The sequence below is a fragment of the Xanthomonas floridensis genome, from assembly GCF_001642575.1.
GTDB classification, from domain to species: Bacteria; Pseudomonadota; Gammaproteobacteria; order Xanthomonadales; family Xanthomonadaceae; genus Xanthomonas; species Xanthomonas floridensis.
The window spans coordinates 25,358-46,989 of sequence record NZ_LXNG01000034.1; the positions used below are offsets into that span (position 1 = coordinate 25,358).

Annotated in this window: 19 protein-coding genes; 10 read left to right on the forward strand and 9 right to left on the reverse strand. The window is 65.8% G+C overall.

Going from position 1 to position 21,632, the window contains the following annotated elements; translation table 11 throughout:
• Positions 1-56: 56 nt before the first annotated feature.
• Positions 57-1,913 (reverse strand): M14 family metallopeptidase, encoded by a 1,857-nt coding sequence (locus A7D17_RS16790; protein ID WP_064510130.1) that lies wholly within the window; start codon positions 1,911-1,913, stop codon positions 57-59.
• Between the two features lie 338 nt (positions 1,914-2,251).
• Between A7D17_RS16790 and A7D17_RS16795 the strand changes: the two genes are divergently transcribed.
• The 3 genes from A7D17_RS16795 to A7D17_RS16805 are packed head-to-tail and all read left to right on the forward strand — an operon-like array spanning position 2,252 to position 5,716.
• A complete protein-coding gene (locus A7D17_RS16795) occupies positions 2,252-2,992 on the forward strand; it encodes an ABC transporter ATP-binding protein (RefSeq protein ID WP_064510131.1) in 741 nt (246 codons plus the stop codon).
• A 10-nt stretch (positions 2,993-3,002) separates the two neighbouring features.
• Positions 3,003-4,439, forward strand: a complete 1,437-nt coding sequence (locus A7D17_RS16800; protein WP_064510323.1) for an ABC transporter permease — start codon at positions 3,003-3,005, stop codon at positions 4,437-4,439.
• Positions 4,439-5,716 carry a DUF3526 domain-containing protein gene (locus tag A7D17_RS16805; RefSeq protein WP_064510132.1) on the forward strand — a complete coding sequence of 426 codons (1,278 nt, stop codon included), beginning with the start codon at positions 4,439-4,441 and terminating at the stop codon, positions 5,714-5,716. Before A7D17_RS16800 ends, A7D17_RS16805 begins: the two co-directional genes overlap by 1 nt.
• Before the next feature lie 379 nt (positions 5,717-6,095).
• Here the strand turns inward: A7D17_RS16805 and A7D17_RS16810 are convergent, their stop codons facing one another.
• Genes A7D17_RS16810 through A7D17_RS16825 form a run of 4 tightly spaced genes read right to left on the reverse strand, consistent with a single transcriptional unit; the run spans position 6,096 to position 10,816 of the window.
• The gene (locus A7D17_RS16810) at positions 6,096-6,752 is read right to left on the reverse strand and encodes a DUF2894 domain-containing protein (RefSeq protein ID WP_064510133.1); all 657 of its coding nucleotides are present in this window, start codon (positions 6,750-6,752) and stop codon (positions 6,096-6,098) included.
• Positions 6,749-7,414, reverse strand: coding sequence for an OmpA family protein (locus A7D17_RS16815; protein ID WP_064510134.1), 666 nt, complete (start codon positions 7,412-7,414; stop codon positions 6,749-6,751). Before A7D17_RS16815 ends, A7D17_RS16810 begins: the two co-directional genes overlap by 4 nt.
• Complete coding sequence (locus A7D17_RS16820) at positions 7,411-10,068, reverse strand: DUF802 domain-containing protein (protein WP_064510135.1); 2,658 nt, start codon at positions 10,066-10,068, stop codon at positions 7,411-7,413. The genes A7D17_RS16815 and A7D17_RS16820 overlap by 4 nt, the downstream gene beginning before the upstream one ends.
• Before the next feature lie 10 nt (positions 10,069-10,078).
• Positions 10,079-10,816: a DUF3348 domain-containing protein gene (locus tag A7D17_RS16825; protein WP_064510136.1), complete on the reverse strand. Its 738-nt coding sequence runs from the start codon at positions 10,814-10,816 to the stop codon at positions 10,079-10,081.
• Positions 10,817-11,249: 433 nt separating this feature from the next.
• Here A7D17_RS16825 and paoC point away from each other — a divergent pair, with 433 nt between their 5' ends.
• The 3 genes from paoC (at position 11,250) to A7D17_RS24955 (ending at position 14,739) form a co-directional block, all read left to right on the forward strand.
• Complete coding sequence (gene paoC / locus A7D17_RS16830) at positions 11,250-13,463, forward strand: aldehyde oxidoreductase molybdenum-binding subunit PaoC (RefSeq protein ID WP_064510137.1); 2,214 nt, start codon at positions 11,250-11,252, stop codon at positions 13,461-13,463.
• 448 nt (positions 13,464-13,911) lie between these two features.
• A complete protein-coding gene (locus A7D17_RS16835) occupies positions 13,912-14,124 on the forward strand; it encodes a hypothetical protein (protein ID WP_064510138.1) in 213 nt (70 codons plus the stop codon).
• Between the two features lie 42 nt (positions 14,125-14,166).
• Complete coding sequence (locus tag A7D17_RS24955; protein ID WP_239692236.1) at positions 14,167-14,739, forward strand: hypothetical protein; 573 nt, start codon at positions 14,167-14,169, stop codon at positions 14,737-14,739.
• Positions 14,740-14,990: 251 nt separating this feature from the next.
• On the opposite strand, the gene A7D17_RS16845 is transcribed toward A7D17_RS24955, so the two are convergent.
• Complete coding sequence (locus A7D17_RS16845; RefSeq protein ID WP_064510139.1) at positions 14,991-15,206, reverse strand: hypothetical protein; 216 nt, start codon at positions 15,204-15,206, stop codon at positions 14,991-14,993.
• A gap of 9 nt (positions 15,207-15,215) precedes the next feature.
• Positions 15,216-15,572, reverse strand: a complete 357-nt coding sequence (locus A7D17_RS16850) for a YkgJ family cysteine cluster protein (protein WP_082862117.1) — start codon at positions 15,570-15,572, stop codon at positions 15,216-15,218.
• A 110-nt stretch (positions 15,573-15,682) separates the two neighbouring features.
• Here A7D17_RS16850 and A7D17_RS24540 point away from each other — a divergent pair, with 110 nt between their 5' ends.
• Positions 15,683-16,063 carry a hypothetical protein gene (locus A7D17_RS24540; RefSeq protein WP_153041983.1) on the forward strand — a complete coding sequence of 127 codons (381 nt, stop codon included), beginning with the start codon at positions 15,683-15,685 and terminating at the stop codon, positions 16,061-16,063.
• Between the two features lie 284 nt (positions 16,064-16,347).
• Here A7D17_RS24540 and A7D17_RS16860 read toward each other — a convergent pair whose 3' ends face one another.
• On the reverse strand, positions 16,348-17,511 hold the full coding sequence (locus tag A7D17_RS16860; protein WP_064510327.1) for a zinc-dependent alcohol dehydrogenase: 1,164 nt from the start codon (positions 17,509-17,511) through the stop codon (positions 16,348-16,350).
• Positions 17,512-17,757: 246 nt separating this feature from the next.
• On the opposite strand from A7D17_RS16860, the gene A7D17_RS16865 reads away from it, so the two are divergent.
• Entirely contained in the window at positions 17,758-18,387 is a 630-nt protein-coding gene (locus tag A7D17_RS16865) for a DUF4142 domain-containing protein (RefSeq protein WP_064510140.1), read from the forward strand.
• A gap of 863 nt (positions 18,388-19,250) precedes the next feature.
• Here the strand turns inward: A7D17_RS16865 and A7D17_RS16870 are convergent.
• Entirely contained in the window at positions 19,251-20,117 is an 867-nt protein-coding gene (locus A7D17_RS16870) for an SDR family oxidoreductase (RefSeq protein ID WP_064510141.1), read from the reverse strand.
• Positions 20,118-20,333: 216 nt separating this feature from the next.
• Between A7D17_RS16870 and A7D17_RS16875 the strand changes: the two genes are divergently transcribed.
• Positions 20,334-20,975: a DUF6766 family protein gene (locus A7D17_RS16875; protein ID WP_064510142.1), complete on the forward strand. Its 642-nt coding sequence runs from the start codon at positions 20,334-20,336 to the stop codon at positions 20,973-20,975.
• Positions 20,976-21,076: 101 nt separating this feature from the next.
• Entirely contained in the window at positions 21,077-21,262 is a 186-nt protein-coding gene (locus tag A7D17_RS16880) for a hypothetical protein (RefSeq protein ID WP_064510143.1), read from the forward strand.
• The last annotated feature ends 370 nt before the right edge of the window (positions 21,263-21,632 follow it).

Here is a 21,632-nt window from a genome sequence, read left to right on the forward strand (position 1 = left end):
CGCTGGGTTTGGCGCGCACGCCGCGACGCGTTGAGTGCACGACCGATCCCATCGCCTCACTCTGCCAGTTCGCGCCGGACCGGATAGCGCCAGCCGCTGATCGCCGCGAACGGCGAGCGGGCGTAGATCCATTGCAGACGGGCATCGCCGTCGGCGCGGAAGGCGTCATCGCTGGCGAGCTTGCGTTCGAATTCGGCACGCAGCGCGGCATCGTGTTGCAGCAGGCCTTCGGTGAAGGTCACCAGCTCGGTGCCGGATAACCCGCTGTCGGGACTGCCGGCATTGCGGAAGCGTCCGCTGGCGAGCAGCGAGTCGCTGCTGCGCGGTTCGAGCAATGCGGCGGCCAGCATGCGCATGGGTTGATCTGCCGGCACGCGGATGCTCCCGGCCGGGAAGGTTTCTTCCACGCGGTAGGCATGCGGCTGTTGCGTGCCGGCGTCGGCGACGATGCGGATCTGCTGCACCAGGCGGGTGCGCGACTGCGACAGACGCTCGTAAGCGATGCCGTGCGCCTTGAGCAGGTCCACCACGTCGTCGTTGCCCGGTGGAATCCACCATGCCAGCGGATACTGCACCGCCTGCGTTTGCCGGTATCCGATCACCGGCATCGTCCAGGTTTCGTCGCGGCCTTCCCAGCGCAGCTCCTGGCGACCGGACACCGGCGACAGCGCACGGGTATAGGTCACGCCCTTGAACGGCACCTGCGCAATCGGCTGCGGCAGGCGTTCCCACGCCACCATCAGCGCCTGCGGCCGTGCCGCGCGATCTGCCCGTTTGGCTGCGTCGATGGTTTGCGCATCGCGGCCGACCAACTGCAGCGCTGCTTCCAGTAGCACGTAATCGCCGAGCACGCGTTGCCGGTAGGACTTCAGATGGTGATTTTCCACCAGTACGGTGGGGATGCCGGCAAAGTCGCCGTAGCCGGTGGAGTAGCGCGGGCCCTCCGGCGCGTAGCGTAGCCCGGCACGCGGGTCGTCCTTGTCGATCAGGCTGGGATAGATCGCCGGGGAGTGGCCCTGCTTGCGCAGTGCGTCGCTGACGACCGGGGTAAAACGCTGCTGCAACCAGTCGGCGGTGGCGCGCGAGCGCGCATAGGTGCCCCAACCTGCGTAGGTAAAGGTGATGTCGTATTGATGATCCAGCCCGTCGCTGACATGCAGATCCACATACAGCGCCGGATCGAGTGCGTGCAGCAGCGCCACCATCGCGCGGGTTTCCGGCGCTTCCAGAGCAAGGTAATCGCGATTGAGGTTGATGCCGCGCGTGGTGCTGTTCCAGCCCATCTGCTGCGGGCCGCGCAGTGCCGCGCCGATCAGTGGGCCGCGTTGTTCGTGCCCGTCGATATTGAGGATCGGCACGAAGACAAAATCCACCTCGTCGAGCAGATGGTCCTTGCCACGCTGTGCGATATCCCGCAACAGCATCAGCCCCGCATCCTTGCCGTCGATCTCGCCACCATGGATGCCTGCCTGCGCCAGCACCACCGGCTTGCCGGGCCTGCCCTTGTGCGCACGGACCAGCAGCAACTCGCGTCCTTCGCCGGTCGTGCCGAACACTTCCAGCGATAACACCGGCGAGGCGGCGACCAGGCGCTCCAGCCATGCGCGTGTCTGCGCGTAGCTGGGCGTGCTCGCAAAATCGCTGCGTTCCACTGGCGTGCGCCAGGGGTCGCCCGGCGCGGCGATCATTGCCTCGCTCGCGCCGTGCCATGCGCGTACCGGCGGAAGTAGCGCTGCGGTGTCGATCGGCTGCGCGCCGAGCGGTGTGGCGCTCAACAGCGTTGCGGCCAACAAGGTGGCGGCGGCGCGTCGGGCGCTGCGCGATGTGCGGTGCGCAGTGGCGTTGTCGGGAGCGTGTCGGTGCAACGCAGGAAGCGCGTCGTGCGGGAGAACGTGGCGCGTAGCAGAAGTCATGTAGGGCGTAAGGATATCGAGGGGGAGGGCGGTGGTCTGTGTCGATACCCAAATGCAGCACCGGCGCACTGGGTTCCGGATAGGGCACGGATGTTACGGAGGTGCTGAGCACCTGTGCACAGGACGGCGTGAGCGGAACGTCGGTCCGCAGGGCCGCCACAGATGCAAGCGGGAATGCGTAATAGAATAACATTTGCTCGAGGGTGCTTCGGTCGGCACGACGTAGCATCTTCGAGTACACGCATCGCCGCTTTACCTGGACGCCGCCGCTTGGCTCACCAGCTTCGGGCTATGCAAGCAATGTGATAACGTATCAATTTGTTACCATCGTTGCCGTCATGTCCCTCAGCGTTCCCACGCCTTGCGCGATTGCCATTTCCGACCTGCATGTGGCCTACCACGGCCGCGCCGTGTTGAAGGGGTTGAGCCTGCACATCGCGCCCGGCAGCGTGTACGCGCTGCTCGGTGGCAACGGCGCGGGCAAATCCTCCACGCTGTCGACGCTGCTGGGCTTCGTCAAACCCACGTCCGGCAGCGTGCGGGTCGACGGCATCGACCCGGTCGCCGCCCCCGGCAGGGCACGCGCACGATTGGCATATTTGCCGGAAAACGTTGCGCTCTACGAGCATCTGAGCGCGCTGGAAAATGCCGACTACCTGCTTGCGCTCGCCGGGCAGCGCTGCAGCCAGGCCGACATCGGCCAGGCCTTCGCAGCCGCAGGGTTGCAGCGCGAGGCATGGAGCCAGCGCCTTGCCGGCTTTTCCAAGGGGATGCGCCAGAAGGTGGCCATTGCCGTGGCCACGCTGCGCCAGGTGCCGGTGCTGCTGCTGGATGAACCCACCTCCGGGCTCGACCCGCGCGCCATTGCCGACTTCAACCAGTTGGTCAACGGCGTGCGCGCGCGCGGCGGCGCGGTGCTGATGGTCACCCACGATCTGCTGGGAGCCGTGGACGTGGCCGACCGGATCGGATTTCTCGAAGACGGGCGCATCGTCGAAGACATCGGCGCCGGCGACGGCGGCTTCGATGTGCGCAGCCTGCACGCGCGCTTTGCACAACCGCCCGGGCGCGCTGCATGAGCGTGCATGCATGAGTGCTGTGTGGCTGGTCGCGCGCGAAGAACTGCGCTTCATGGCACGCAATCGCTCCGCTGCCATCGGCGTGGTGTTGCTGATGCTGTTGACCCTGGTGGCGGCGTTGACTGCCGCGCATCACCAGCGCGAGGTCACCGAGTTCCGTGCGCGCCAGCAACAGGCTGCGCAGCAGGCTTTCGATGCGCAGCCGGACCGTCATCCGCATCGGGTGGTGCATTACGGGCATTTCATCTATCGCCCGTTGCCGGCCCTGGCTGCGTTCGACTCCGGCGTGGATGCCTTCACCGGCAACAGCATGTTTCTGGAAGGCCATCGTCAGAACACCGCCAATTTTGGCGATGTCCGTCAGAGTTCGCTGCTGGTGCGTTTCGGTCAACTGACGCCGGCCTTCGTGCTGCAGGTGCTGGCACCGCTGATGCTGGTGTTTCTGGGCTATGGCGCCGTGGCCCGCGAACAGGAGACCGGCACGCTGCGCGTGTTGCTGCTGCAGGGCGCCACGCGTCGGCAACTGCTCGGCGGCAAATATCTCGCGTTGGCCGCCGTGGCCGCTGCCTGCCTGTTGCCGGCCCTGGTCGGCCTGATCCCGATCGCGTTGTTGCCGGGCCAGGCAGTGCTGGTGGCGTTGCTGGTGCTGGCCTATGGCGTGTATCTGCTGGTGTGGTGCGGGCTGGTGCTGGCGGTGTCGATGCTGTGCCGGCGCGGCCGCGATGCGCTGCTGGTGTCGCTGGCGCTGTGGGTGTGGCTGGCCCTGCTGGTGCCGCGCGTGGCGCCGGATGTGGCCAGTGCCGCGTACCGGCTGCCCACGCGGCTGGAGACCGACGTGGCCATCCAGCGCGATCTGCGCACGCTAGGCGACAGCCACAATCCGGACGACCCGCACTTTGCGCAGTTCAAGCAACAGGTGCTGGCGCGTTACCGCGTGCAACGCGTGGAAGACCTGCCGGTCAATTACAAGGGCCTGCTGGCGCTGGAAGGCGAGCGGCTCACCGCCAGCCTGTTCGAGCGCTATGCGGCGCGCGATGCACGCATCCAGCAACAGCAGAATCTGCTGGTCCGCACGTTTGCGGCGTTGAGCCCGACAGTGGCATTGCGCGAGGTCTCGATGGCCCTGGCCGAAACCGACCTGCGTGCGCACGAGCGCTTTCTCGCGCAGGCCGAGCACTACCGTTACACGCTGGTGCAACGGCTCAATCAATTGCAGGCCGATGCGGTGAGCATGGCCGACGACACCGCGCAGGATGCCGGTGCCGACCAGCGCAAGCGCATCTCTGCGGCGCATTGGCAGCGCATCCCGGTGTTTCGCTTTACTCCGGCGTCCAACGCCGAGGTCGTGCGCGCGGCGGCTGTGCCGCTGGGTCTGATCGCGGCCTGGATGCTGGCCGCCTGGTGCATGTTGCTGGCCGCCGGGCGGCGCGTGGGAGTGGCACGCTGATGGTGCTGTGGAAATACGAACTGCTGTTGTTGCTACGCGCACGCGCGGCCGTGGCGGGGTTGCTGCTGCTCACGCTGTTGACGGTGTGCAGCCTGCTTTCAGGGCAACACGTCATCGATGCGCAACGCGCCAACATCGCGCGCATCGCGCCGCTGCAGCAGGAAGACAGCGCGGCAGTGCAAGCCTATGTCGCGCGCTCCAACGATGCCGGCAGCGCGGCGTACTACAGTTTCCACCCGACCTGGGACACGCCATCGCCATTGGCCTTCGCCGCAGTGGGCATGCGCGATGTGGCGCCCTACATCTTGCGCATACGCGCGCTGGGCCTGGAGGCGCAAATCTACGATGGCGACAGCTATAACCCCGAGCTGGCGTTGGCCGGACGCTTCGACTACGCCTTTGTGCTGGTGTTCCTGCTGCCGCTGTTCGTGATCGCGCTGCTGTTCGATCTGCGCTTCGGCGAGCGCGAGGCCGGGCGTGCGCGCATGCTGGCCGCGTTACCGGGCGCCGGCACCGCATTGCTGGTGCGCCGCGTCGTGGTGCGTGCGGTTGCAGTGCTGGCGTGTCTGGGCGTGCCGTTTGCGCTGGCCGCGACGTTCAATGCGGTGCCGTTGCTGCAGCAACTGGCGGTGCTGGCGCTGACGTGCCTGTATCTGCTGTTCTGGGTACTGCTGGCAGTGGCGGTGGGCCGTCTCCATTGGCGACCTGCCGCGCATGCCACCGCGTTGGCCACCTGTTGGGTGGTGCTGGCGCTAGTGGCGCCGGCCCTGGCACATGTGGCGATCAATCAGGCCGTGCCGGTCAATCAGGGTACCGAGATCGCCCGGCTGCAACGCGAGGCGGTGAACCACGCCTGGGATATTCCGCGCCAGGCCACCATGCAGCGGTTCTACGCAAGCAATCCGCAGTGGGCAGATTCGCCGCCGCTGACCGATGCGTTTCACTACAAATGGTATTTCGCCTTCCATGAAAACGGCGATCAGCAGGTCGCCCTGCAGGTGGCTGCCTATCGCCAGGGGTTGCTGCGCCGGGAAAGGCTTGCCCGGCGCGTGGCCAGTGTGTTGCCGCCGGTGGCAGTGCAGGCCGCACTCACGCACCTGGCACGCACCGACCTGCAGGCGCAGCTGGCCTATCAGGATCGCATTCGCGCCTATCACCGGGCATTGCGTGCGTTCTACTACGAATACCTGTTCCGCGACCGGCCGTTTACAGGCGACGACTTCCAGCGTGCGCCGCGTTTCGATGCTGCCGCAACGCCGGCGCTGCAGGGCAGCTGAGCGCGGCTGACGAAACGGCTGCACTCACCATCAAGCGGGCGCGGTCGCTGCTGCGCGCGGCAGGCATCACGCATCACTCGTACGTACTGATGCTGGGTGCGCCATCCACACTGAGTCGAGGACGGCGCGCTGCGTTCAGCCGCGCTGTGTGTTCGGCTGCGCTGTGTGCATGCCTTGCGTGTTGCGCAACTTATGCGCGGACCTCACGCTGCAGTTCGTTCCGATCTGTCGATCTTTCGATCGGTCGGCGTCTCTATCAGCTGTGGACGTCGCAAGCGTCAGCGCATCGATCAACAGGTGCTGGCGCTGCGTCCTATGCATCGCATGACGCGCCGTGGTCGCAAGTGTCGCCTGCACCGGCTGATACGCGCACCCGCAATCACCCCGTGCCACGCCGCTTCGATATGCCGCTACGGCTGCGCTTCTTGCCGGCTGCCGGCGGTGCGGCGGTTTCGTCGGCCAGTACGCCGCCGTGCTGCATCTGCTCCAGCCACGACAACGCATCGACATAGCCGAGGAAGTGCTGCAGATAGCCGGGCGAGCGCTCGCGCATCAGGGTGATGCAGCGATGCACCAGCACGCTGGAATTGAGTGGCCCGGCATTCTTGGGCGCGTCCTGCAGCGACTGACGCACCTGGCTGGCGGTGCGCACGGTGGTCCAGGTACGACGAAAATCGTCCAGCGCCGGCAGCTCCGGGAACAGCTGCGTATCGGCGGCCGCGGTCTTTCTGCTGTCCACCTCCATCAGCGCGGCGTGGCCTGCCAGCTGATCGGTCAGGGCGCCGAGCGGGCTGCGCTGCACTGCGGGCGATGCGATGCCGGCACGCGTACCGCGCGCAGTTTTCTTGATGGTGGCCGCATACGCATCGACCAGGCCGGCAAGCTTTTCTTCCAGCACCGCACGTACCGGGTCGGCCTGCGTTTCGGCACGCGTGGCCAGCGTCTGCATCAGATGGAAGCGCACCGGGTCCAGCCGGTCGGCGCCCTGGCTGCGCCAACGCTCCAGGCGCGCGCGTGCGGACGCTGGCGTGCTCATCGCGTGGCCGCGGCCTGCGCGGGGGCTGTGCGCTGCGCGCCGGACGGGCGTGCGATCGGTGCAATCTCCACCCGGCGGTTCTTGGCCCGGCGTGCTTCGTCGGCGTTGGAATCCACCGGTTGCTGCGAGCCGAACGCCGCAGCGAACACCGATGCGGCCGGCACGCCTTCAGCGATCAACGCGCGGGTCACGGTCAGCGCGCGCTGCGCGGACAGCTCCCAGTTGTCGGCGTAGCGGCGATTGCCGCCCAGCACCGGGCGGTCGTCGGTGAATCCGCTCACCATCAGGATCTCCTCGCGCGCGGCCAGGTAGTGCGCCAGCGGCGCAGCCAACGACTTCAACACCTCGCGGCCTTCCGGCTGCAGTTCATCGGAGTTGAAGGCGAACAGCACATTGCCGCGGATGCCGATGCGGCCATCGACCAGGGTCACGCGGCCGGCCGCCAGCGGCGCGGCCAGCGCCTGCTCCAGCGTCTTGCGGCGCTGCGCCTCGGCCTGCTGCTGCTTGACCGCCTCGTCCAGGCGGCTGGACAGCTGCAGCTGCACGCCGATCACCCCGACCAGGATGAAGACGAACGCGCCCAGCAGCACCGACATCAGGTCGCCGAACGCGGCCCAGATCGGGGTGCCCGATTCGCCGTCGATGTCGATCTCGTCGCTCATGCCGGCTCCGCTGCGCCGGCATCGCTGCGGCCACGGTCGAGCTGGCGCAGTTCTTCGATGATCTGCTTCTGCGACAGCATGCTGAGGTCGACCACCTCGCGCGCCTGCGCCACGTAATAGGCCAGCTGGTCATCGCTGCGTGACAGCGACGCATCCAGTGCGGCGGCCACATGTTGCAGGCGTTCGTTGAGCTCGCCGGTGGAGGTGCTGAACAACTGCACCGCCATGCCGAAGGCTTCGCCCAGGCTGGCCACTTCCACGGCGCTACCGCTGACGTGCGCGGCCACTGCGCCGAGCTTGCCGGTTTCGCTGCCGATCTGTTCGGTGAGCTGGCTGCCCACCCGCTGCAGCAGGTCCGCCGAGGTGGTGACCAGTGCGTCGACGGCTTGGCGTTGTTCGGTGGAGGCGTGATTGACCGCGTTGAGCAAGGTGTCCAGCGTGGCCAACAGGCGGCTGCGTTCTTCCAGCATGGCGGTGTCGCGCACCATGCTTTCCGACAGGTTCTGGCGCAGCTCGGCCACTATATCTGCCGCGGCTTTGGGCGCTTCGGAAGCAATCTGCATCAGCCGCGAGATCTCGGCAATGGTGGCGCTGGTCTGCGCCTGCGCTTGGGTGGACAGTTCGCTGGCGGTGCTGGCCAGGGTGTCGCAGATGGCTTGCTGTTGTTGAGTGACGCGCTCGCCGGTCTGTTCCCATTGCGTGGCCAGGGTGGCGCTCATCGCGGCAAAGCGCTCGCTCCACAAGGCAAGACGCTGCGCATCGCGCGCTTCCAGTGCGGCCTGCAGCTCGGTATGCGATTGCTGCAAGGTGCCGACCAGGCCCGCGGCATGCGTGTCGAAGCTGGCGGTGGCCGCGGCCAGCGCATCCTGGTGCTGGGTGGCCAATGCGGCACTGGCGTGTTGCTGCTGTGCCAGCGCATCGCTCCAGGCAGTGGCGGTCTGCCTGCTGGATTGCTCCATGCGCTTGGACACCGCATCCACCAGCGCGTTGGAGCGCGCATCGAAGGTGCTGGCGAACTGCGTCAGTGCGTTCTGTAAGTCGTGGGTGAGGGTGTGGTTGGCGCGCTGCTGTTCGGCCACCGCGGCGGTCCAGCTGGCGGCCGTGGTGGCGGTGCTGGCCTCAAAGCCGCTGGTCAACCCGTCCAGCTGCTGTTGCACGGCCTGCTGCACGCTTTGCTGCAAGGTGGAGGTCTGCGCGGCCAGCTGTTCCAGCGTGGCCTGCAGCTGCGTGCCGAGCGCTTGGGTGGCGCGTTGTTGTTCGGCAAGCACCGCTGCCCAGGTCTCGGCATTGGCGGCGGTGCTGCGCGCAAAGCCGTCATCGAGTGCGCGCAATTGGTGCTGCACGGCGGCGCCGACGCTGTCCTGCAGGGCGCTGCTGCGTTGCTCGACCTGCGCCAGCGTGGCGTGCATCTGCTCGCTGAGCGCCTGCTGCGCGCGCTCCTGCGCGGCCAGCGCTGCCTGCCAGTGCTCGGCCGCAGTGCGTGCGCTGTTCTTGAAGCCGGCATCGAGCCCATGCAGTTGCTGCTGCACGGCGGTGCTTACGCCGTCCTGCAATGCAGCGGTGTGCCGGGCGATCTGTTCCAGCGTGGTCTGCAGCTGCGTGCTGAGCGCCTGCTGCGCGTGTTCCTGCGCGGCAAGCGCGGTGGTCCACTGTTGCGCGGCGCTGCCGGCACTGCGATCGAACCCGCTGCTGATGCCGTCCAGTTGCTGCTGCACGGCGTGGGTGAGTTGTGCGTGCAGCGTGGCGGTGTCGCGTGCGATGCTGGCCATGGTGGCCTCCATCGCCGGCTGCAACGCCGCGCCAACCGCGCGCGCACTGTCTGCAACGCCGGCCTGCAGCGATTGCTCCATCGAGGCGGCCAGCCGCGCATACGCCGCTTCGGTTCTTGCGTGGAACTCGGCCTGCTGCGTGGCCAGACGTTCGTCGGCGGCGATGCTCTGCTGCTCGATGCTGCCCATCAAGGCCTGCAGGCGATCGATCAGCGCCGGCATCAATGCGCTTTGCTGCTGTTGCAGCTTGAACACTTCGCCACGCTGATGCGCTTCCGAATGCGGATGCAATTCGGCGGCGATCTTCATGTCCAGCTGCTGTACCGCCTGCAGGCGCTCGCGCCGGCACAGCGCCGACAACAGGCCCAGCATGGCCGAGGTGGCGACGCCGGCGATGGAGGTGCCGAAGGCGAAGGCCAGGCCTTCCACCGGTGCGGCCAGCGAACCGCGAATGGCCTGCAGGTCGGTGGCGCTCTGCAGCGCAAACCCGGTGCCCTTGAGCGTGGCCATCATGCCGAGCAGGGTGCCGAGCATGCCCAGCAACACCAGCAGGCCGACCAGATACGGCGTCAGCACCGGGGCCGGTAACGCCACGCGCGCACCCTGGATGCGCAGACGCACCGCATTGCGCAGGCTCGGGTGCAGCTGCTCCAGCCATGCGTCCAGCGCCGACGGTGCAGTAGTGAGCCCGGTCACTGCGGTGTCCAGCGTGGCGCTGGCCTGGCGGTAGCGATACAGCTCCAGCGCACCGGCGAGATAACACGCGCCGATCACCGCGGCGACGCAGGCGCCCAGCGGATTGTTGCCCAGATAGCCGAACCCGACCCAGCAAACCGCCAACAGGCCGACGAGAAACACACACACGTGTACAAGAGTTTTGAACATGACGTCCCAGTTAGCGGGTACGAAGCGCTGCAAGCAGGCCTTCGATCGGGTGAAAACGAACATCCAGTTCGGCGAGCAACACGCTCTGCATGTCTTTGCGAAATACATCCAGCCAACCATCGGACACCGCGCGCGGCGCGATCTCCTGATCGGTTGGCGCGCCGTGCGCGTATGCGGCCTCGCGCAGGCGGTCGAAATGTGTCCCCAGCAGGCCGGGCACGGTGTTCAACAGGCTTTGCTCGCGTGGGCTCAGGGTCAGCTCCATCACCGCATCCACTTCGGCCAGCCGTGCCATGTCGCTGGATACCAGCGCCAGCAGGTCGCGCAGCCGCCCGCGCAGATCACCGGTGGCAGTGCGCATGGCACGCTGCATCGCCAGGTAATGCTGCCGGAACGGCGCGTAGTCGGGCACCGGCAGCGCTGCACCCGTGTCGGTGACGTCACCTGCCTGGCTGCGCAGCCGCGCAACCAGCGCATCCAGATCGGCCACGCTGCTGGTCGCCAGACCCGCGCGCACGCGCGCGCAGGCGTCGGCATCGAGCGGACGCGGTTCGGGCAGGTCGTCGATGTCGGGCAACTTGCCATCCAGCGCCTTGGACACCGCCACCGCGTGGGTCCAGTCGATCCACTGGCTCAGCCGGTCGGCCAGCGCATGGTTGGACTGGGCGACGCGGACATCGCTGAGGCGTGCGAGCAGGCGAATGAACGCCGGGCCCGAGAGGGGCGCCCGTGGAGCAGACTTCGCCATTGTTCCGGTCAAAGACCGCCCATTTTACACGGGAATGACAGCGGGTCTGCCGGTGCGGCCGGGTAGGCGCTACGGTGGCTGGTGACGTTCACGGTGGGGCGGGACTTGCGCGGCCTGGGGGCATCCGGGAGCCGGCGCGGAGGGCGCGCCGGAACATCGGCAGCGAGGTGGCCGCTGCGCGGTCGCGCAGGCGCGGCAAGCCGAAGCGCCCACGGCGTCTGCGCTTGCGCCGATTCGTGAGCAGGGTTCATGACCCCATGCCGCCCGCGTGGCATCGCGCGGCGCCGGGGTTTGCTACAAACAGGAGAGCAGCCGGCACAGGTCATGCCAGGGCGCCGGTGCGTACCGGGCGATTGCCGGGGCCGGGTCGGGCGTCATGGCCGGTATGCCGCGACACGCGCCCGTCCGCCCGCACTCTTCGAGGAGCATCCGCATGAAGTTCGACACCCCCGCAGGCGCCAACCCCAGCGACCGACTCACGGTGCTTGGCCAGCCGGTCGACCGCGTGGACGGGCCGCTCAAGGTGACCGGGCAAGCCCGCTACGCCTACGAATGGCACGACCAGCCCGGGCAGATGGCGTATGGCTATATCGTCGGCGCGGCGATCGGCAAGGGCCGCATCACCGAGCTGGACACCGCCGCTGCACGGGCGGCGGCCGGGGTGATCGCCGTGCTCACCTATCAAAACGTGCCTACGTTGGGCACCGGCGAATTTTACGTGCAGCGGTTTCTGGCCGCGCCGCAGGTGGACCACTACCACCAGGCGGTGGCCGTGGTGGTGGCGGAGACCTTCGAGCAGGCCCGTGCCGGTGCGGCGCTGGTGCGGGTGCGTTACGCGCGCGAGCGCGGGCAATACGACCTGGCCGCCCAGCAGGCCAGCGCCCCGGTGGCGCCGCAGGCGCCGTTCGGCGGGCCGCCCCAGACCGCGCAGGGCGATTTCGCTGCGGCCTATGCCGCCGCGCCGTTCACCGTGGATGCCACCTACCGCACCCCCGACCAGGCGCACGCGATGCTGGAGCCGCACGCCACCATTGCGCGCTGGGAGGGCGAGCAACTGATCTGCCACACCGCCATCCAGCAGATGAACTGGGGCACGCGCGATCTGGGCAAGGCGCTCGGCGTGCCGAAGGAGCGCATCCGGTTGCTGTCGCCGTTCATTGGCGGCGGCTTCGGCGGCAAGGGCACCGCGCAGGCGGACCTGGTGCTGGCCGCGCTGGCCGCCCGCATCACCGCGCGGCCGGTCAAGCTGGCCCTGCAGCGCCCGTTGATGTTCAACAGCACCATCCACCGGCCCGCCACCATCCAGCGCCTGCGCCTGGGCGCCACGGCCGACGGGCGGCTGACCGCGATCGGCCATGAGAGCTGGTCGGGCAATCTGCGCGGCGGTCGCAGCGAGCCGACCACCTTGTCCACCCGGGCGCTGTATGCCGGTGCCAACCGCATGACGGCGGTACGGCTGGCAGTGCTGGATCTGGCCGAAGGCAACGCCATGCGCGCGCCCGGCGAGGCGCCGGGAATGATGGCGCTGGAAGTGGCGATGGACGAACTGGCCGAGCGCGTCGGCATGGACCCGGTGCAGCTGCGCATCGTCAACGACACCCAGGTGGACCCGGAGCAGCCGCAGCGGCCGTTCTCCACGCGCCCATTCGTGGCCTGCCTGCGCAGCGGCGCGCAACGCTTCGGCTGGTCGCAACGCCATCCCACCCCTGCCAGCGTGCGCGATGGCCGCTGGCTGATCGGCATGGGCATGGCCAGCGCCATTCGCGGTGCGCCGATCTCCAAGGCCGGCGCGCGTGTGCGGCTGGATCGCAGCGGCACGCTGACGATCGAAACCGACATGACCGATATCGGCACCGGCAGTTACACCATCGTGGCGCAGACCGCGGCCGAACTGCTCGGTGTGCCGCTGCAGCAGGTGGTAGTGCGGCTGGGCGACTCCAGCTTTCCGGAAACGCCCGGCTCGGGCGGGCAGCAGGGCGCTGCGTCGGTCACCGCCGGCGTCTATGCCGCCTGCATGCAGCTGCGCGAGACGGTGGCGCAGCGCCTGGGCATCGCCGCCGGCCAGGCCCGCTTTGCCGATGGCATGGTGCATGTGGGCAGCCGCGCCATCCCACTGGCGCAGGCGGCCGAGCACGGCGAGCTGGTGGCCGAGGACGCCATGGAGTACGGCACGCTCAAGCAGCGCTACGCACAGCAGACCTTCGGCGCGCACTTTGCGCAGGTGGCGGTGGATGCCGACACCGGCGAAATCCGCGTGCGCCGGTTGCTGGCGGTTTGCGCGGCCGGACGCATCCTCAACCCCAAGACCGCGCGCAGCCAGGTGATCGGCGGCATGGTGATGGGCGTGGGTGCGGCGTTGATGGAAGAGATGGTGGTGGATACGCGGCTGGGTCTGTTCGTCAATCACGATCTGGCCGGGTACGAAGTGCCGGTGCATGCGGATATCCCGCATCTGGAAGCGCATTTCATCGACGAGGTGGACCCCACCATGTCGCCGCTGAAGGCCAAGGGTGTGGGTGAGTTGGGATTGACCGGCGTGGCGCCGGCGCTGGCCAATGCGGTCTACAACGCCACCGGCATCCGCGTGCGCGACTATCCGATCACCCTGGACAAGCTGTTGGCGCAACTACCGCGCAGGGCGGGATAGGGCAGGAGAAACAGTGGCGGTGTGATGAGCTGGGGCAGTGCCGTCAGCGAGCCCTTGCATGATGCGGCAATGGATCAGGCCATGGCCGGTGCGTCCTGCGATAGCGGGTGCGTGTGCGCTGCAGGCGCACCCGACACGGAGCGGCAGCCTCAGCCGTGATGCCGATGTACACCTTGCAACACCGGAGCACATGGCACGCGTTTTGACGACGCCAGGCTGGCGATCGCACGCTGCCGAACGCGACCATGCAGTGCACGATCAGTGACAATCGCAGCATGAAAACGGCCGTCTCGGGGCGAATTGAGCCCGCTGGACACACCGTTCCAGCTGCTCTGCCGCGCTGTTCTCTAACCGATTCAGGTTGATGGCCGCTGTCGCCGCAGCGCCGCTGTTTTGTAAGGTGAACGGGTATAAGCTGCGGGCCGGGTAAATCCCAGCGAGGAACAAGATGGACCACTCCGACATACAAGTGTCCGATCTGCTGGTCTTGGAGCTGCAAGGGTTCCACGATGTCTATGGCAGTGGACCGGACTTCTGGGACGCCTACCAACGCATCATGAGCGTGGCAGCCCAGGCCGGCGGCAACATGATCAATCTGGCCAACGAAATGGCCTCACTGGCACAAAGGCTTGGCGCGATCGATCGCGCGCAGCTGCTGTAACTGTCTCTCACGGGGCGTGCGGCTGCCGCCCCACGGTGCGCGATGCGCCACCGCCGCATGCGTGATGGCCCATGCGCTCACCCGGTCGTTCTGTCGTTTTTACGCTCACCTGTGCGCATTTTTACGGTTGGCGCGTCGATGGCGCGCGTGTCCTTGTCGGTCACGCAGTGTCGGTCGGGGCGCGCTCGCAATGCGCTGGGCGGTGGAGAGCAATGCGCCTGCGTTGCCTGCCATTGCAGCGGCGCCCCCAACTCCGTGCTGGATGCGATGGTCCGGCACCTCGTTGAGGAGCCCGATGTGAGCGAAACAGGTGGAGGCGTGCGGATGCATCTGGTCGGTGGCCCGCACGATGGGCAGATGGTGTGTGGTGCGTCGTTGCAGGATGTGATGCCCCCGCAGGGATATCGCATGACGCCGTGGCCTGGCGGCCCTTCCGGCATTCATTGGCATCAGGAGCTCAACCTGGCCTGCGTACATGGGGCGCTGGCCGCCGATGAGCTGTATGCAGCCCTGGGAGCGCAATGGCGCACTTATCTGACGACACGGCGGCAGCAAGTGGCCGCAGGCAAGGGCGGCGATGCGCGCAGTGGATGCGTGGAAACAGTGCTCGCGTAATGCGGCAGATTCACCGGGATGCAGTGATGTCTTGCATCACTGGCGCGACGCGGTGAACGGCAGGCGCTAGAACGGCACATCGCGTCAGCGCTAGATCCATCACGCATGCGGGCAAACGAAGTGTGCAAGAGGCAGGTGCTCGGCGACCTGCGGCCGCGCTATTGCGACGCCTGAAGATCTTCGTGGCGCAGCTGCGCGTCCAAAACGAACGCAAGCGCAAGCTGGAGTGCACTGCACTTGGCGGTCAAGGCTTACTCTGCGTCGTCGGGCGCCTTGACCGGCGTCACCGCGGCAGTCTCGGGTGCACCGCGCTTCTTGTCGCGACGCAGCGGCGTGTCTCCCAGGCGTTCGATCGCACCGCCGGATTGCTGAAACGCTTCCAGGTCGGCGGCCAGGCGCTGTTCGGACAGGCGCGGCTTGCCCGGCTGGTTGCTCACGGTCATCGACTGGCGGCGGGAATTATTCATCGCGAATCCTCATGCGTTGTACAGCGTCAAGGGAATGCCCCGCCGGCGTTGATCGTCGTAGGTAGCACGCACGTCGCGGCAATACGGGCCGGACATGACGAAACGCCGGCAGATTGCCGGCCGCGTGTCGTAGATCGAGCAACACATGCGGGACGCGTCGATGGCCACGCACCAGCCTTCCTCGTCGCGCGCCATCACGTGCCAGCCTTCCGGCGTTACGCTGGTCAGATGGTGTGGGATGCGGTCGGATGGGTCGACCATGACGGTGAGCCGGCAACAGACGGCGTCGCAGCGTTCGCAGAGAGTCTTGATGGAAAAGGCCAGGTAGAGTGAGGGCACGCCGGAGCCCGGGTGCCTCTGCACCATACACCCTGGGTGGGCATGGATGTGAATCGACGCTGGCGCGACCGCTTGCTCACCCATGCAGCCGCGTCGCATTTGCCCTTGCGCCATCCCGATGTGCATGTCCCGCGACGGTGATCGCCGTCGCGCATGGGTGGCGGCTCGTGCAGATTGATTGGCGCGCAATCGGCGGAAGCGCATGGCACGCGATGCGCCGGCGATCAGGAGAGCAACTGGTGAAGCGCATACCTGTATGCGTTGGTTTTGTCGTATCGATGCGAAAGCAGGATTCACTTCTACCGTCGCTTGTACGCCGTAGCGTGTTGTGCATCAACACGGATCAGGAAATCGGCATGACCACGCATCGCATTGACGGCCGCGTATCCCACAGCGCGCAAGAGGAAGTCCAGGACGAGCACGCCAAGCAGGATGCATTGCAGGACGAGGCAGTGGAAGAAACATTTCCGGCCAGCGATCCTGTCTCGCCCTTCGTACCGGCTAAACCGCTGGACTGATAATGGGGATGCATCCAGCAACGTCGTGAGCGCCGCGATGGTCGTTGTAGGCAGCGGCCGGCGGCAGTTGCCGACTCCATCTTGCCTTCGCAGCGGGAGTCCCGCCTACGGTCGTCACTACGTGGGACTGGATGACACCAGGATGGGACGCATCACAGCAGCTACTGCACCGACACAGCAGCTACTGCACCGACACAGCAGCTACTGCACCGACACCGCCTTCGGTGCGGTGCAGTAGCGACCAGCGTTGCGGCCTTCGGCGCGCGGTGCAGTAGCGGTAAGCATTACGGCGTCAGCACGACCTTGCGGCAGTCGTCCTGTTTCTTGTCGAAAAGTTCGTAACCGCGCGCAGCATCGGCCAGCGACATGCGGTGCGAAATGATGGCACTGGGCTTGAGCTCCCCGTTGCCGATCCGCTCCAGCAGATACGGCATATGTTTTTGCACATGGGTCTGACCCATCTTGAAGCTCAATCCCTTGTCGAATGCGTCACCGAACATGAAGGCGTGGATGAAGCCTGCATAGACCCCAGGCACGCTGACCACGCCACAGCGCCGGGTTGCTGCAATGCACTGGCGGATGGCGACGCCGCTACTGCCTTCCAGTTTCAGGTTGGTCAGCGCAGTTTCGAGCGTGCTGCCTTCGGCTTCGAACCCGACCGCCTCGATGCTGACATCCACGCCGCGGCCATCGGTCTGCGAGACGATTACATCGGCTGGGTCGTCGATCTCGTCGAAGTTGATGGGGATCACGCCGTATGCCTTGGACGCGAAATCCAGCCGATACGCGTGGCGGTCGACCATGAAGATGCGCTCTGCGCCCAGCATCCTGCAGCATGCCGCGGCCATCAGGCCAACCGGGCCTGCGCCGAAGATGGCCACCGTGGACCCCTGCTTGACGCCGCCATCGATCACCGCCTGGTATCCCGTTGGCAGGATGTCGGACAGGAATAGCACCTGCTCGTCATGCAGTGCGTCGGGCACCACCAGGGGCCCGACATTGGCCTTGGGAACGCGCACGTACTCGGCCTGGCCGCCAGAGAGGCCGCCGTACAAGTGGCTAAAACCGAACAGGGCAGCCGGCGGGCGAATATCCTTGTGATTCAACGCGGCGCCCTTGCCGGTATTGGTGGTTTCGCAGGCAGAGAACTCCTGCAGCATGCAATGAAAGCACTGCCCGCAGGCCACAACGAATGGAATCACCACGCGGTCGCCCCGCTTCACCGCGGTCACATCCGGGCCAACGTCTTCGACGATGCCCATGAATTCATGGCCGAGAATGTCGCCTTGCCGTAGGTCCGGAATCTTGCCGCGATACAGATGCAGGTCCGAGCCGCAGATAGCCGTGGCGGTTACGCGCAGGATGAGGTCGTCGCGTTCGACCAGCACCGGATCGGGAACGGTTTCGACCCGCACGTCGCGGGAGCCGTGATAGTTGAGGGCACGCATGGCGAACTCCAAAAAGCCGTTGCAGTCACGGCGACGGCGGTCAGTGTTGGCATCAGAGTGTTAAGCCGATCAATGCGCAGCGTGCGTGCGATGTGCATGTGGCACTACGCCGACGCCGCGTTGATGCCCAGGTCACGCCTGGATAACTCGTGCGCTCTCACCCTGGCCTGGCGCGCTGTTGTTATCGGCAGCGCATCCACATCCACTTCATCTCAACGCTTCAGGGCGACTAATCAGGAGGCAACGATGGGACTTTTCAGAATGGTGACTGCAGGCGCAGTGGGCTACGTCGCTTACAAGGCGTGGCAGCGGCGCCAGGAGCAGGCCGCCCAGGCGCCACGCACCCAGGCCGTGTTGCAGGATCGCCAGGACGTCGCTGCCCGCGGCACGACCCCACCGCATGGTGATCCATTGCGCAATGCAGATGGTGCACCTGCCGGACGCAAGCAGGCGCTCGGTGCCCTGGCAATCTTCAACGAGCAGGAGCGCACCCTGGCTCAGTTGGCAGTGGTCAAGGGCGTGGACGGTCCCCTGCTGGAATTCGCCCGCAAGATGGACGAGGTGCATAGCGCCGCGTTGACCGACCTCAGCCGCTTTGCGCCTGATCGTACCGGTGCACAGGCCCAGGCTGCGGCGGCCCGCTCGGAAGGCACGCGCAAACAGCTTGAGCAGTTGCACGGCCAGGCGTTCCAGACCCAGTATCTGCAGGCCAGCATCGCCAGCCACGAGCGTGCGCTCTCCCAGCTCGATACGCAGCTCAGTAGCGAGCCGGGCTCCAGCGATCTTGGCAAGGAGCTACAGCGTATGCGCGCGACGATTGCCGAGCATCTGGAACATGCGAAGACCCTGCGCGCGAAGCAGAGCCAGCCGCACTAAGTTGTTCCAGCACGGCGTGTCACTTGCGATGACACGCCGTGCAGTGCCCGGGTATCAGGTCGATGATCGGATGGTGTGAACGGCATGACGCCTACGCCTCCAGCTGGGGTGCGCGGATACGCTCTCATCCGTTCCATTAGGTTTGCCAGGTGTGCGACACCAGAGGTCGAGACGGATGGAAATGCAGGCGGCGAATGACGCCCGCGCGCCATGACTCAGCTCGTGGACCGCCTGCCGAAAAGGCAGTTGATCGTTGTGCCAGGCGACTGGGAGCATTCGAACTCGGTAGGTGGATGGTCGTATGAAGCACACAGCACCGGCTCCCTGCCTTTCCATTGCCAATGTGATCCTGAGAGTGCGATTTAAATTTTAGAAGTACGGTGTTGGTCGATTTTTTGGGGGGGGGCATCCCTCCCTACAGATGTCTTGCGTATCGCATGGCTCGCACTTGGACATGTGCAATGCACGGTGGTCACATTGAAGGCGCGGTGCTTTAAGTGACCAGTGATGTCATCAACACCGGCGCGACGCAATGGAGTGCTTGAGCGGATCTTGATCAGCAATCAGGTCAATCGATTAGCAAAGTGAGTCGCCCGTTGTCTCCAGGAGAGCGTTCGGCTACGTCAAGCTTTTTTGTGAGCACGTTAGGCGCCTCTACTCCCAACGTCGCTTGCGGCTCATTCCCGGAAGCAAACCCGCGGGGCACCACCTAAAATCTCCGACGGCCGCCTGCTGGTACCCGTGCCGACGGGCTTCGCGTTTCCTTTCCTGTCGTGTTGGCTGACCCTCGCTAGAAACGCAAAAGCCCACTCCGCTTGCACGGCGAAGAGGGCCGCGGTAACGCGTTCTACGCCTGACGCCGGCTACAAGGTCACTGCACCCCCGGAAATCGTCAGCAAGGTCCCGGAGGTGTAGCTTGCTGTATCGGCTGCCAGCATGACATACGCCGACGCCAGTTCTACAGGTTGTCCCGGTCGGCCCATGGGCGTCTGCTCACCAAAACTCTGTACCGACTCCTCGTCCATGCCGGCCGGGATGAAGGGTGTCCAGATCGGCCCCGGGAGTACTGCGTTGACACGAATCTGCTTCTCGGCGAGTACGCCCGCCAGGCCAATGGTGAGATTGGCCAGCGCTCCCTTGCTGGCGGCATAAGGCAGGATATTGGGCGTAGGTTTCTTGGACTGCACCGAGGCGGTATTGATGATGGAGCCACCAACGGGCATCAGCGGGACGGACAAGCGCACCAGGTTGAAGGCGGCATGGATATTGGTCTCGAATGTCTTGCGCCATTCGTCCATGGTGATGTCTTCGAAGCGTTGGTAATACGCTTGGTAAGCCGCGTTGTTGACCAGAATATCGAGGCCGCCAAAGGCATCCCGCACCTGTTCGACCAGCGCCTGGGCCTGGCGCTCGTCGCTGATGTCGCACGCTACTAGTAACGCTTTCACACCGGCCTTTTCGATGAGTGAGCCGATCTTTGCGGCGTCTTCTTGCTCGTCCGGCAGGAAGGCGATCGCCACGTCTGCACCTTCGCGCGCGTAGGCAATTGCCACCGCGGCACCAATGCCGCTATCGCCACCGGTAATCAGCGCACGCTTGCCCTGTAGCTGACCATGGCCGACATAACTGTCTTCGCCATGGTCCGGGCGTGGGTCCATGCGGTCGGTGCGGCCAGGGAAGGCTTGCTGCTGCGGCTTGAAGGGCGGCTGCGGATAGGTGGGTACGGACATGGTCGTCTCCTGATGTCGAGGCACGTGGATGACGCCGAGTGTGGTTGGGCAAACGTAAACGCGCGGGATAGGCAATGTCGTCGCCATGTGTGCTTGCACGTGGCTCCAGGGCGTACGTTCTCAGCGGATTTCCGCATAGCGTGCAGGGGTTGTCCGCATTTCATGCACCACGTGCGCCAACGCTCGATACTGCCCCCCTTGTCCGGAGGGATTGCCATGTTCTTACGTCGCAATGGGCTGTCGCTGTGCCTGCTCGCGCTGACCCTGGTGTTCGTCGGGGCGCAGATCTACGCGGGGGTGCATGCCTACAACCAGGAGCTTGCAGAGCAGGGTTTGCCGGCGTTGCAGTTGGCCGCCTACCTGCAGAGCCCGCATTTCATGTCGGCGTTGTTCGAAAACTGGGAAAGCGAATTCCTGCAAATGGGCATGTACGTGCTGCTGACCGTCAAACTGCGGCAGGTGGGCTCGGCGGAGTCGGGTCCGCTGGATCCCGCGCAGGAGCGCGAGCGGATCGACCCGGGCAAGGCGCCCTGGCCAGTACGTGCCGGCGGCTGGTGGTTGCGACTCTACGAACACTCGCTGGCGATCGCCTTCGGGGTGTTGTTCCTGATGAGCTTTTTGCTGCACCTGATCGGAAGTTGGCGCCTGGAGCTGTTGGAGCGCGCGCAAAAGGGCTTGCCTCCGATCAGCGTGCTCGACCACCTCGCCAACGCCAGTTTCTGGTTCGAGTCGATGCAGAACTGGCAGAGCGAGTTCCTGGCTGTGTTCGCGCTGGTTGTGCTGACCATCTGGCTGCGTCAGAAGGGCTCACCGCAGTCCAAGCCGGTGCAGGCGCCGCATTCGCAGACTGGCGGCTGAGCGATCTCCAGGTGCGGCGTTCACGCCATCGCGCGGCATCGTTCACTGCCGTGCAATACGCGCCGGCCTAGGGTGGGACACCAACAACGCAGGAGAGCGAGATGGGACGCGAACCGAAGAAGCCGTGGGGTCCCGAATCGGACCAGCAAAAGCCGTTTACGCCCCAGGAACAGCGCAACGAGCGCGCGGACTGGAAGGTGCACGACATGCCCGATGAAGACCGCGACATCAATCAGGCCGATCCCGAAAATGACTACGAACGGCCAGATGGCTCCGAAAAGCGCTGAGTGGGGCCAGATGGGCTTGGAAGTAGTCAACAGGGCAGGTGCGCGGCACGCGCGTGCCTGAGAGCAGGAATGCTCCATCAGCAGTTCGTAGAGCAGTTGCACTCACCCGATGAGTGCGAGGTGGTGTTGTCAGCCGCCTTATCACAGACGGCTGGCCGAATTTGGCCTGCCTGCATACACGAGCTTCCTGATAATCGCGGCTCCTGGCTCCTGGCTCCTGGCTCCTGGCATATGGCCAAGCCAAGATCTACGTGTGCGAACGAAACCAAGCGACCAGCCGCAACTCAGCCGGCGATAGGCCTTTCCCGCGCGGACAAGCCGGTTGAGCGGTCAAGCCGTATCGCGCACCTAAGCGCCCGGCCACCACCCC

Excerpts from the sequence above, each read along its gene's own strand:
- A7D17_RS16790 (WP_064510130.1), bottom strand. The coding sequence starts at position 1,913 with ATGACTTCTGCTACGCGCCACGTTCTCCCGCACGACGCGCTTCCTGCG.
- A7D17_RS16795 (WP_064510131.1), top strand. The coding sequence starts at position 2,252 with ATGTCCCTCAGCGTTCCCACGCCTTGCGCGATTGCCATTTCCGACCTG.
- A7D17_RS16800 (WP_064510323.1), top strand. The coding sequence starts at position 3,003 with ATGAGTGCTGTGTGGCTGGTCGCGCGCGAAGAACTGCGCTTCATGGCA.
- A7D17_RS16805 (WP_064510132.1), top strand. The coding sequence starts at position 4,439 with ATGGTGCTGTGGAAATACGAACTGCTGTTGTTGCTACGCGCACGCGCG.
- A7D17_RS16810 (WP_064510133.1), bottom strand. The coding sequence starts at position 6,752 with ATGAGCACGCCAGCGTCCGCACGCGCGCGCCTGGAGCGTTGGCGCAGC.
- A7D17_RS16815 (WP_064510134.1), bottom strand. The coding sequence starts at position 7,414 with ATGAGCGACGAGATCGACATCGACGGCGAATCGGGCACCCCGATCTGG.
- A7D17_RS16820 (WP_064510135.1), bottom strand. The coding sequence starts at position 10,068 with ATGTTCAAAACTCTTGTACACGTGTGTGTGTTTCTCGTCGGCCTGTTG.
- A7D17_RS16825 (WP_064510136.1), bottom strand. The coding sequence starts at position 10,816 with ATGGCGAAGTCTGCTCCACGGGCGCCCCTCTCGGGCCCGGCGTTCATT.
- paoC (WP_064510137.1), top strand. The coding sequence starts at position 11,250 with ATGAAGTTCGACACCCCCGCAGGCGCCAACCCCAGCGACCGACTCACG.
- A7D17_RS16835 (WP_064510138.1), top strand. The coding sequence starts at position 13,912 with ATGGACCACTCCGACATACAAGTGTCCGATCTGCTGGTCTTGGAGCTG.
- A7D17_RS24955 (WP_239692236.1), top strand. The coding sequence starts at position 14,167 with ATGCGCCACCGCCGCATGCGTGATGGCCCATGCGCTCACCCGGTCGTT.
- A7D17_RS16845 (WP_064510139.1), bottom strand. The coding sequence starts at position 15,206 with ATGAATAATTCCCGCCGCCAGTCGATGACCGTGAGCAACCAGCCGGGC.
- A7D17_RS16850 (WP_082862117.1), bottom strand. The coding sequence starts at position 15,572 with ATGGTGCAGAGGCACCCGGGCTCCGGCGTGCCCTCACTCTACCTGGCC.
- A7D17_RS16860 (WP_064510327.1), bottom strand. The coding sequence starts at position 17,511 with ATGCGTGCCCTCAACTATCACGGCTCCCGCGACGTGCGGGTCGAAACC.
- A7D17_RS16865 (WP_064510140.1), top strand. The coding sequence starts at position 17,758 with ATGGGACTTTTCAGAATGGTGACTGCAGGCGCAGTGGGCTACGTCGCT.
- A7D17_RS16870 (WP_064510141.1), bottom strand. The coding sequence starts at position 20,117 with ATGTCCGTACCCACCTATCCGCAGCCGCCCTTCAAGCCGCAGCAGCAA.
- A7D17_RS16875 (WP_064510142.1), top strand. The coding sequence starts at position 20,334 with ATGTTCTTACGTCGCAATGGGCTGTCGCTGTGCCTGCTCGCGCTGACC.
- A7D17_RS16880 (WP_064510143.1), top strand. The coding sequence starts at position 21,077 with ATGGGACGCGAACCGAAGAAGCCGTGGGGTCCCGAATCGGACCAGCAA.